We start from the raw sequence: 9632 nt of genomic DNA, 5'->3' as shown, positions 1-9632 counted from the left end.
GGACGCACGGGCGCGGCCTCACCGCGGGGCGCGGGACGCACGGGCGCGGCCTCACCGCGGGGCGCGGGACGCACGGGCGCGGCCTCACCGCGGGGCGCGGGACGCACGGGCGCGGCCTCACCGCGGGGCGGGCGCGGCGGGGCGCCGCATCGGCACGGCGCCACGCGGGGCACAGAGGCGACTGGAGCGCGACGGCCGGCCGGGCCGACCGCCTCAGGGCCGGGACCCACCCCCCATTCACTCGATGCGGCGAACCGCACCCCCAAATAGTTACTCTCCGTAGTAAGAGCCGCTACTTTTGGTGATGCGCGCCGCGGAGGGGCTGTGGCGCCGGACCCGAAGGGCACCGCCATGATCCGTCTCGCGCTCACCGCCGCCGCGACCACCGCCGCCGCACTCCTCACCGCCACTCTCACGCCGCAGGCACAGGCACAGGCACCGGCACGGGCGTCGGCCCCTCCCCTCTCCTACGTCGCCCTCGGGGACTCCTACAGCGCCGGCTCCTTCGTGCGCCCGTGGAATGCCGACGGGTGCGGCCGCTCCGAGCACGACTACCCGCACCAGGCGGCGCGGCGGCTGCAGGTGAGGCTCACCGATGTCACGTGCTCCGGGGCCGAGGTCAGAGCGGGGCTGCTAGGGACACAGTCCGAGCTGAAGGGGCCGCCGTCCGTACCTCCACCGGGCGGGTGGGCCGCCAAACCGGCGCAGGTCGGGGCCGTTTCCGCGACCACCGATCTCGTCACGGTCGGCGTCGGTGGCAATTCCGTCGGCTTCGCCGACATCGTCGAGACCTGCGTGAAGCGGGGCCTCGCCTCCTTCGGGATGGGCCGCCCGTGTACCGACCACTACACGCGCGGAGAGGCCGCCTCCCGGCTCGATGCCCGCTTCACCTCCCTGGAGGACGACTTCGCGGCCCTGCTGAAGGAGATCCGCGGGCGCGCGCCGCGCGCCAAGGTCGCGGTCGTCGGGTACCCGGCCGTCGTGGACGAGGCCGCCGGCTGCGGCTGGGGTTCGTGGCACCAGCTCGGCACGATCACCAAGGGCGACATGCCCTGGCTCGACACCTTGGAGCGCCGGGTCAACGACCTCCTGCGGGAGCAGGCCCGGCACGGCGGCGCGGCGTATGTGGACACGTACTCCTCCAGCACCGGCCACGGCGTGTGCGCGACGGCCGACCAGCGCTGGACGTACGGGATCAAGGACAGCCTGACCGGGCCCGGCGGGCAGGGCGATCCGCCCTCCGAGGTCTGCCGTTCCATCCCGGCCAGGGGGGAGGCCTGCACCGTCCTGCACCCGAACCTCCGCGGCGCGACCCACCAGGCCGACCTCGTCACAGAAACCTTGATCAGCCTGGGCGCGACCAGGAGATGACCGGAACGCCCTCCCACCCAGCCACCGCCGGGGCCCACTCACCCCACCCCCAGCACCGCGGCCCACACCAGCCGCAACGACGCAGCCGCGCCAACCCAACGAGGGACGGATCAACCGAGGAGGCCGATGTACCGCTCGCCGGAATGACCGCCATCGTCGCCGAGCCGAGCTGACGAAGGCGACGGTCATCGACCACACGGACACCGGGATGAGAGTCAACGCCCGGTACCCCGGGCCAATTTCACCCCGCTGCTGAAGAAGATCTTCCTCATGCGAGGGCAGACGACCGTTCGGTCAGGCGGTCAGGCGGTCAGGCGGTCAGGAACAGGGGGGCCGCGGAGGACTCACCGGCACTCCAACTCTTCGGCCCGGCGGGACAGGTCGTCGGCTATGGCGTCCCAGGAGGGGCCGTGGCAGTAGAGGTTGTCCGCCGCCTCGCGGAGCAGGGCCGCGTCGTCGGGCCGCTGGAGGGTGATGAGCCGGTAGGCGAGGTTGCGTATCCAGACCGGGAGGAGTCCGTCCAGTCGGTGCGGGCACAGTTCGCGCAGCATCCCGATGATCGTGTCCGCGTCGGCGAAGGTCAGCTGTTCGACGAAGTACTCATGGTGGTGTTCGCGGTGGCATGGCGGCGTCGGGGCGTACTCGTCGCCGTAGATGCATCGTGCGTGCTGGACCAGGCTGGCGTGGAGGTGCGTCACGCGGCTGGAGCCTATGCGGCGGAGACCGCACGGCCCGCCTGGTTTACACGGGTGCTCCGCGCGGGGCGGCGCGGAGCACCCGGGCAGGCTCTAGCGGGACGCGCGGCCCTCGCGCCATTGCGACAGCTCGGCCTCGACGTCGAACTCCGTGAGGTTCAGCGGCGGGCCGGGGGGCGGCATGCGCAGGGCCGCGCGGATCTTGTCGTTGACCTCCGTCAGGATGTCCCGGACCTGGCGCTCGGTGCGGGCGCCGCGGACGGCCTCCCTCGCGTCCTCGGCCTCCTTGCGGAGGGCGAGCGCCGGCGGGAGGACCGCGAAGCCCTCACGGTGCAGCTTCCCCTTGATCCACCACAGTTCGTCGTACGGGGCGTCGAGCGAGGCCAGCGGCTTGCCGAAGCCGGGCAGTTCCTCGAAGTCGCCGCGCTCCTCGGCCTGTCTGATCTGCCGGTCCACGAAGGATTCGAAGCTGACGCCAGGCGGTTTGCGCTCGGTCACGTTGCCTCCTCGGGGGTCCCCACCAGCATATCTCCGCCACCCGAAAAGGCAGTTACTGTCGGTAACCAAGCTGGACGCCTAGAGCCGGCGGTCCGATTCCGCGATCGGGATGTCGTTGATGCTGGCCTCGCGACGGCGCATCAGGCCGGCGGCGTCGAACTCCCACTGCTCGTTGCCGTGGCTGCGCCACCACTGCCCCCGCGCGTCGTGCCACTCGTACTCGAAGCGCACGGAGATGCGGTTGTCGGTGTACGCCCACAGCTCCTTGCGCAGCCGGTACTCCAGCTCGCGCTCCCACTTGTCGGCGAGGAAGGCGCGGATCTCGGCGCGGCCCGTGAGGAAGCGGTCGCGGTTACGCCAGGAGGAGTCCTCGGTGTAGGCGAGGGCGACGCGTTCGGGGTCGCGGCTGTTCCAGGCGTCCTCCGCGGCCTGGACCTTGGCGCGGGCGGATTCCTCGGTGAAGGGCGGCAAGGGCGGTCGCACGGCAGCCGAGACGGGAGGGCTGGAGGCGGCGGGAGTGCCAGGGGAAGCTGGAGCGGCGGGAGGGGTGGGGGTGGTCACGGCGGGCACACCTCATCGACTCGGCAACACATGAAGAACGGTCGTTCTCACCCTAGAGAACGAGCGTTCTCCCCGCAAGCGATTCTGGTCTACGCTGCCCGTATGCCCGCTGCTGCGATGAACGACGAAGAAGCCCGTACCCGGCTGCTGGACACCGCGGAGGCGTTGTTCTACGCCGAGGGCGTCCAGGCCGTCGGCATGGACCGCATCCGCGCGGAGTCCGGTGTCGCGCTCAAGCGGCTCTACCGCCTCTACCCCGCCAAGGAGTCCCTGGTCACCGCGTACCTTGAGCGCCGAGACCAGCGCTGGATGAGCGGGCTGCGCGACGCGGTGTCCGACAGCACCGACCCCGTCGGGGCGGTCTTCGACTGGCTCGCGGAATGGTTCTCGGAGCCGGACTTCCGCGGCTGCGCCTTCCTCAACGCCTTCGGGGAACTGGGGGCGGGCCCGGCCGGCGTGCTGGACGTGGTCCGGCGGCACAAGGCGGAGCTACGGGCGCTGCTGGCCGAGATCACCGGCCGCGGCCGGGAGGGCCTGGCGGAGCAACTGCTGCTGCTCGTCGAGGGTGCGACGGTGGTGGCGTCCCTGGAGCCCGGCCCGGAGCCCGCGCTGCGGGCGCGGGAGGCGGCGTACGTGCTGGCCGGCGCGGAGCGTGGGATTCACGCGGCTGCCGAGTGACCGGTAACGCGTCGTACACAGGCGGGTCTCATCATCAGCTTGCAACTGACCACGGCCCCCCTGTCCACCGGTGGACCGCATTCGGCGATCATCTGCCGGTTCCGGCGCCTTTCCTTCCTTGCGGAGGAAACACCCTTGTCTGGATCCCGCTGTACGTCCGCGGCTCTGGTCGTCGCGGCCGTCACCGCGACCTGCCTGCTCCCGGTCGCGCCCGCCTTCGCCGACGACTCGCCGCACGTCCGCTACTCCCAGCCGTACGTCCCCTCGATCACCGCCGGCAAGACCGGCCGTGTCGTGATCGTCGCCAGCGCCGGTGCCGACGCGGTGCATCGTGGCACGTTCCGGATCACCGCGCCGGAGCGGACGACGTTCCCGGAGGCGGAGTTCTCCTGGAACAACGGCCGCGCCGCCGCCCCCTGTACGCGTTCGGCCGACGCGCGGCAGCTGACCTGTGATGCCGGGACCCGCGCGGGCTTCTCCTTCCCGGCGCGGAGCGACACCCGGCTGGGGGTACTCGTACGGGTGGACGCCGACGCGCCGGAGGGCACGACGCTCGGCGGCGGCGAGTGGGCGGCCGGAAGCGACTCGCCGGCCCTGTACGCGGTCTCCACTCCCGTGACCGGCCCCAAGGGCGACGACGGCCCCGCTGAGCGCAGCGGCTGAACGCAGCGCGGCCGAGCGCACCCGCTGGCGTACCTTCGGTGCGCGCCGGGGCCCCGGGCCTCCGGCGCGCACCGAAGTCGTTCCCGCCCCGGCTTCTCGGCCGAGGCGGTACGGTGCCGGGGCTCGGGCGGTCTACTGGCCCGCGCCGCGCGGGAAGGTGATCTCGACGCGGCGGTTCTTCTTGCGGCCTTCCTCGGTGTTGTTGTCGGCGATCGGGTAGTCCTCGCTGTAGCCGCGCACGTCGAAGACGACACTGGGATTGGTCACGGTCTTCGCCAACTCCGCCTGCACGGCGTCGGCACGCTGCTTGGACAGCTCCTGGCCGTGCTCGTAGCTGCCCTGGTCATCGGTGAAACCGAAGACGCGGACCCGGGTCGCCTTCTGCGTGTTGATCTCCTGCGCGATGGCCTGTATCCGGGCGGCTGCCTGGGCGTTGAAGACGGCACTGTTCTCGGGGAACATCACCTCGGACTGCAGCGCCATCATCACGGTCTGATTGGTCTCCTGCCGGCGCTGTTCCCCACCGAGGTCTTCGACCACTTCGGCGATGTCGAGGACCTTGACGGGAGCGAGGGTTCCGCCCTGGGGGATCTTCAGCCCGGGGGCGTTGGAGTCGATGGGCACGGGGGCGGAAGCGGACGGCTCTGTTCCGGGGGGCACGGACGGTTTGGCCTCGTCGGCGTGGGCGCTCGTCGCGCCGATGAGATGGGCGCCGGCGATGACGAGCCCGGCGACTGCCGTGGCGGCGGTGGTGCGGTGGAGTTTTGTCATGGGGTCACCCGGAGAGTTTGACGGTGGCCGTGGCGAAGGTGGGCAGAGTGAATTCGACCTGTGCTGTGGAGGCCGGGGGCGCCGGAAACTGGGCGAAGAACGGGATGGCCGTGCCAGGCTCGATGCGGGTGATGCCAGTGGTGCAGAGGCAGCGGCTTTCGGTGTCCCGAAGCACGTAGTACCGCTTCTTACCTGCCTTGTCGATCAGACTGGCGCCCGCTACAGACGTGCCACTGGCGTCTCGCTCATCTCCTCGCCAGGCCGTGACCTTGGTGAAGACCTCGCCTCCACCATTCTTGATCTGACCGCTGACGGTCACAAAGCCACTCGGATCGCGTACGGCCGAGTTGATGGTCAAGACGATGCCGGGGTCGCCGTTCGATGTAGCGAGCACTTCGGTGGGCTGAGGGCTCTGGCTCGTATTTGAGGAGGGCTTCGCATCAGACTGTGAAGTCGCCTGCGAAGCGGCCGGCGTCTCATCCGACTTCGACTTGTTGTCGTCACCACCGCATCCGGCCGCTGTGAGGGCCAGGACCGCCGCAACCGCTACGGCCGCTCCCCCGCGGACCTTCGCCTTGTGCCGAACGTTCATATGCGCCGCTTTCCTTGTCTCTCGTGGCCTTCAGCTGACCAGTCGCACGCTGAAGAGGCTTCGCGCCAGCTTCGACAGCTGACCTGGATTCAGGGGATCCAACTCGATGGCCGTGTGACCATCACACGTGATGGTCACCTGATCAGGTTTGGGTAGCCCGCCGTCAGGTGGAGCGGTCGTAGCCGTCGGCGTGGGCGTCGGCCCCAGTGAACAGAGGGGCTTGATCACGGCCGTGGCCACAGCTCTGCCGTGCACCGCCTCGGTGCCCGGCACAACAGACCCTCCGACAGAACGGTCCGTCGTCACCGAGACCGTGAATCTCGGAAGAGCCGCTTCACACGTGGCCGTCGCGTTGTTCCGCTCGGCGAAGCGCTCGGCTGCCCCGCAGGCGCCTTCCACATCAAAGCGTTTGCCGTTGAGGATCCGCTCCCAGTCGGCCGGCTTGAGATCAACCAGCTTCAGGTCCGCAAAGACACCGTCCCGAGCTTCTCGGGCTGCTGCCAACGCGGCGGCATCAGCAGCACCTTGCGCCTCACTGCGGGTATCACCCGCCATCCCCACGACGAAGAATGCGAGCATCGCAAAAAGCAGACCTACCACCGCCACCATGTAGATGGGGAAGGCCTGCCCTCGGTCGCCGAAGCGACCCGAGATCACTTCTTGCCGCCGCCAGCCGTAACCGCCGCGACTGCCGCTGCAATCCGGTCCGTGATCGCCGTGCCGATACCCGTGCCGATGATCGCACCGATGATCACAACGACCACCAGGATGATCCCCAGGTATTCGAAGGCCGTCTGCCCCCGGTCCATCCCCGCGTATCGCTTGCGCGTCCTCGTGACGGCCGTGTCCACCCAGCTGCTCACGCTGACCCTCGTGTGAACCGTCGCCTTCAGCAGCGCGTTGTGTGACATGGGGGGTCCCTCCCGGTCGGGTGCCGCTGTCGATTTGCGGACGGTACGGCCCGATGGGGGTCGGTACCAAGGGTCCCGGGGCCCAATTACGGACCCACTGCGCACTCTGTCTACCCATGGCCGCTCACCCCTGGACGGGCCGTTCCCAGCCACCGTGCGATCGCCTCGCTCCGGGTAGTGCTGCGGAGCTTGGCGAAAATGCGGTTGATGTGGTTCTTGACCGTCTTCTCGCTGATGAAGCAGGCGGCCGCGATCTGCTGGTTGTTCATTCCTGACGCGATGAGCTCCATGATCTCCACCTCCCGCGAACTCAGCCCGAAGACAACAGAGTTGTGCAGGCGTTCAGATGACTGTGCCACAGTTCGTTGCGGCTGCGAAGAGGTTCGCAGTTCCGCGAGCAGCGCGCTCGCCGCCGATGGCGTGAAATGGGGGCGTCCGTCGCGGACGTCGTGGACCGCGCGGATCAGGTCGTCCGCGGTGAACTCTCCGTGGACCAGGTAGCCGCCCGCGCCCAGGAGCAGCGCCTCGCGGACGATGTCCGACTCCCGGCTGTACGTCAGCATCAGCACCGGGGCCAGCCCCACCAGGTGCGGAAGTGCCGAGATGCCGTCCACGCCCGGCATGCGGACGTCCAGCAGGACGACCGCCGGGGCGTGCAGCCGGGTCAGCCGCAGGGCGTCGCGGCCGTCCGCGGCCTGGGCTACCACCTCGATGCCGCCGGTCGCGGCCAGGAGCGCGGCCAGGCCGGCCCGCACGACCGGGTTGTCGTCGGCGATGAGGACGCGCAGCGGTGACGGCGTCACTCGGTCCTCCGCAGTGCGGCGAGCGGTAGTTCCAGCCGGACTTCGGACCCCGCCCCGGCCGGGCCGGGACCGACGGACAGGCGGGCGCCGACGGCGGCGGCGCGTTCCGTCATGCCCAGCAGGCCGAAGTGGCCCCGGCCCGGGAGGGCGGGGAGGTCGACGCCGTCGGGGAAGCCGCGGCCGTCGTCCTGGACGGTCAGGGTGAGGTGGGTGGCGTCCGCGGCCAGGCAGACCGTGACGTGGGAGGCCGCGGCGTGCCGGCGGGCGTTCTCCAGGGCCTCCGAGGCCACCGCCAGCAGGTGGCGGGCCACCGGCGCCGGGACGGTCGGCAGGACTCCCGCGGTACGGAGCTCCGCGCCGGCGGCGAGGGACCGCAGGTGCGGGAGCAGCGACACCCCCGGGGTCTCCAGGTCGCACCGCAGGTCCGCGAGCAGCGCCCGGGACTCCGCCGCCGCCCGGCGGGCCGCCGCGGACAGCAGCTCGGCGCGGTCGCGGATCAGTGCCGGGTCCGTCGTCCGGGCCAGGGCGTCCGCCGCCAGGGCCAGGCCGTGCAGGGTCTTCGACACCGAGTCGTGCATCTCGCGTGCCAGGTGGTCGCGTTCGGCGCGGACCGCTTCCGCCACCGCCAGGCGGGCCCGGGTCTCGGCCAGCGCCCGGCTCGCCTCGCCGAAGCGGAAGAGGAGGTCGCGCAGGCAGGATCCCGCCCCGCCCGCGATCAGGCACAGTGCGGGCAGGACCGGCGTCCCCGCGAGGGCGGCCACCGCGACGGCCTGGACGGACGCGTAGACCGCCGCGCCGCGCCACCCGTAGACCAGTCCGGCCAGCAGCGGGGTGCAGACCGAGACGAAGCCGAGCGGGGACCCGGGGGTCGCGGTGACCACGAGCAGGGCGCTGAACGCCATGTCGACCGCCAGCAGCCCGCGGCGGCGCAGCAGCATCGGGCCGTAGCGCTCCCAGTCGCGGAAGAGGAGGTAGGACACGGTGAAGGTGAGCAGGATCGCGCCGCCGACGAGGTACGTCGGCCCCCCGCGTGCCGTCCGTGCCAGTGCCAGCGGCGCGCCCAGGCCGATCATCACCATGCGGAAGGCGAAGACCTGGCGGCAGAGGGCCTGGAGGGCGTTGGTCCGGAGGGTCGGGGAAGGTGCCGGCGCGGGCGCGGGCGGCGGCAGGGCGATGTCCAGTACCGCCATGGCGCTCACCCGTCCCCGAGCATCGCGCCGAAGTCGATGTCCGCGCCGTAGACGAACCCGCAGACGAGCAGGATCAGCGTTCCGGGCAGCATGAACGTCGTGACCGCGAAGGTGGCCTTCGGGATGGCGCGTGCGGCCCGGCGGCGGGCGTTCTGGGCGTCGGTGCGCCGCATGTCGTCGGCGATCGCGATCAGGGTCTCCACGATCGGGGAGCCGAGCTCCTCGCCCTGCTGGAGGGCGGTGACGAACTGCGCGACCTGCTCGGAGTCGTTGCGCCGCCGCAGGGCGTCGAAGGCCTGGCGGCGGCTGACTCCCATGTCCATCTGCTGCAAGGTGATGCGGATCTCGTCGGCCCACGGACCTTCGTACTGGCCCGCCACCCGGCCCAGGGCCTGGCGGAAGCCCAGCCCCGCGCTCACCACAACCGCCAGCACGTCGAGGAAGTCCGGGAGCGTCCGCTCGATGTGGTCGCGCCGGATCCGGATCGCCGACCACAGGCCGACCTCGATCCAGAACAGGCCGAAGGCGATCATCAGGAGGGCGGGGACCAGCCTGCCGTTGAGGAGCATCGCGAAGGCGCCCAGGGCGCCCAGGGCGCCGTACACCGCGCGGCGCGCCGCGTAGCGGTCGATCGTGAGGCCGGCCGGATTGCCTGCCGAGTCGATCTGGCGGCGTTTGCGGGCCACCCGGTCCGGTCCCATCAGGCGCAGGACCAGGGGTGCGTAGCGGATGCCCATCCGGTCGACGGCCGAGCCGACGGCCGTCGTGCGGGTGGCGCCGACCTCCAGGGCCAGCGCCAGGTCGGTGGGGAGTTTGACGTCCGCGCGGTAGAGGCGGATCCCGTGGAAGATCCCGAGGACGGACGCGCCCACCAGGGCGGCGAGGAGCAGAGCGGTCAC

General features: G+C 71.0%; 13 protein-coding genes. 3 read left to right on the top strand and 10 right to left on the bottom strand.

Annotation, left to right across the window (positions count from 1 at the left end; genetic code table 11):
* The first annotated feature begins 351 nt into the window (after positions 1-351).
* Positions 352-1371 carry an SGNH/GDSL hydrolase family protein gene (locus tag ACFWBY_RS09695; protein ID WP_385337060.1) on the top strand — a complete coding sequence of 340 codons (1020 nt, stop codon included), beginning with the start codon at positions 352-354 and terminating at the stop codon, positions 1369-1371.
* A gap of 344 nt (positions 1372-1715) precedes the next feature.
* Here ACFWBY_RS09695 and ACFWBY_RS09690 read toward each other — a convergent pair whose 3' ends face one another.
* The 3 genes from ACFWBY_RS09690 to ACFWBY_RS09680 form a co-directional block, all read right to left on the bottom strand.
* Positions 1716-2069, bottom strand: a complete 354-nt coding sequence (locus tag ACFWBY_RS09690; protein WP_385337058.1) for a hypothetical protein — start codon at positions 2067-2069, stop codon at positions 1716-1718.
* 90 nt (positions 2070-2159) lie between these two features.
* Positions 2160-2564 carry a DUF1992 domain-containing protein gene (locus ACFWBY_RS09685; protein WP_385337055.1) on the bottom strand — a complete coding sequence of 135 codons (405 nt, stop codon included), beginning with the start codon at positions 2562-2564 and terminating at the stop codon, positions 2160-2162.
* Positions 2565-2642: 78 nt separating this feature from the next.
* Entirely contained in the window at positions 2643-3047 is a 405-nt protein-coding gene (locus ACFWBY_RS09680; RefSeq protein WP_385337052.1) for a nuclear transport factor 2 family protein, read from the bottom strand.
* A gap of 195 nt (positions 3048-3242) precedes the next feature.
* Here ACFWBY_RS09680 and ACFWBY_RS09675 point away from each other — a divergent pair, with 195 nt between their 5' ends.
* The gene (locus ACFWBY_RS09675) at positions 3243-3803 is read left to right on the top strand and encodes a TetR/AcrR family transcriptional regulator (protein WP_385337084.1); all 561 of its coding nucleotides are present in this window, start codon (positions 3243-3245) and stop codon (positions 3801-3803) included.
* Positions 3804-3938: 135 nt separating this feature from the next.
* Complete coding sequence (locus ACFWBY_RS09670) at positions 3939-4466, top strand: hypothetical protein (protein WP_385337049.1); 528 nt, start codon at positions 3939-3941, stop codon at positions 4464-4466.
* 132 nt (positions 4467-4598) lie between these two features.
* On the opposite strand, the gene ACFWBY_RS09665 is transcribed toward ACFWBY_RS09670, so the two are convergent.
* The 7 genes from ACFWBY_RS09665 to ACFWBY_RS09635 all read right to left on the bottom strand — a co-directional run bounded on the left by ACFWBY_RS09665 (position 4599) and on the right by ACFWBY_RS09635 (position 9632).
* The gene (locus ACFWBY_RS09665; RefSeq protein WP_385337046.1) at positions 4599-5237 is read right to left on the bottom strand and encodes an OmpA family protein; all 639 of its coding nucleotides are present in this window, start codon (positions 5235-5237) and stop codon (positions 4599-4601) included.
* Positions 5238-5241: 4 nt separating this feature from the next.
* Positions 5242-5829, bottom strand: coding sequence for a hypothetical protein (locus tag ACFWBY_RS09660; protein ID WP_385337043.1), 588 nt, complete (start codon positions 5827-5829; stop codon positions 5242-5244).
* Between the two features lie 30 nt (positions 5830-5859).
* Complete coding sequence (locus ACFWBY_RS09655; protein ID WP_385337040.1) at positions 5860-6486, bottom strand: pilus assembly protein TadG-related protein; 627 nt, start codon at positions 6484-6486, stop codon at positions 5860-5862.
* Entirely contained in the window at positions 6483-6740 is a 258-nt protein-coding gene (locus tag ACFWBY_RS09650; protein ID WP_385337037.1) for a hypothetical protein, read from the bottom strand. Before ACFWBY_RS09650 ends, ACFWBY_RS09655 begins: the two co-directional genes overlap by 4 nt.
* Before the next feature lie 110 nt (positions 6741-6850).
* The gene (locus ACFWBY_RS09645) at positions 6851-7543 is read right to left on the bottom strand and encodes a response regulator (protein ID WP_385337034.1); all 693 of its coding nucleotides are present in this window, start codon (positions 7541-7543) and stop codon (positions 6851-6853) included.
* The gene (locus ACFWBY_RS09640) at positions 7540-8733 is read right to left on the bottom strand and encodes a sensor histidine kinase (RefSeq protein ID WP_385337031.1); all 1194 of its coding nucleotides are present in this window, start codon (positions 8731-8733) and stop codon (positions 7540-7542) included. The genes ACFWBY_RS09645 and ACFWBY_RS09640 overlap by 4 nt, the downstream gene beginning before the upstream one ends.
* Positions 8734-8738: 5 nt before the next feature.
* On the bottom strand, positions 8739-9632 hold the full coding sequence (locus ACFWBY_RS09635; protein WP_385337028.1) for a DUF5936 domain-containing protein: 894 nt from the start codon (positions 9630-9632) through the stop codon (positions 8739-8741).

Origin of the sequence: Streptomyces sp. NPDC060049, from assembly GCF_042736715.1 — a bacterium.
In the GTDB taxonomy this organism is placed as follows: domain Bacteria; phylum Actinomycetota; class Actinomycetes; order Streptomycetales; family Streptomycetaceae; genus Streptomyces.
The sequence above is the reverse complement of the archived record's forward strand: the minus strand, read 5'-3'. Positions and strand labels throughout refer to the sequence as shown.

Excerpts from the sequence above, each read along its gene's own strand:
- ACFWBY_RS09695 (WP_385337060.1), top strand. The coding sequence starts at position 352 with ATGATCCGTCTCGCGCTCACCGCCGCCGCGACCACCGCCGCCGCACTC.
- ACFWBY_RS09675 (WP_385337084.1), top strand. The coding sequence starts at position 3,243 with ATGAACGACGAAGAAGCCCGTACCCGGCTGCTGGACACCGCGGAGGCG.
- ACFWBY_RS09665 (WP_385337046.1), bottom strand. The coding sequence starts at position 5,237 with ATGACAAAACTCCACCGCACCACCGCCGCCACGGCAGTCGCCGGGCTC.
- ACFWBY_RS09660 (WP_385337043.1), bottom strand. The coding sequence starts at position 5,829 with ATGAACGTTCGGCACAAGGCGAAGGTCCGCGGGGGAGCGGCCGTAGCG.
- ACFWBY_RS09650 (WP_385337037.1), bottom strand. The coding sequence starts at position 6,740 with ATGTCACACAACGCGCTGCTGAAGGCGACGGTTCACACGAGGGTCAGC.
- ACFWBY_RS09640 (WP_385337031.1), bottom strand. The coding sequence starts at position 8,733 with ATGGCGGTACTGGACATCGCCCTGCCGCCGCCCGCGCCCGCGCCGGCA.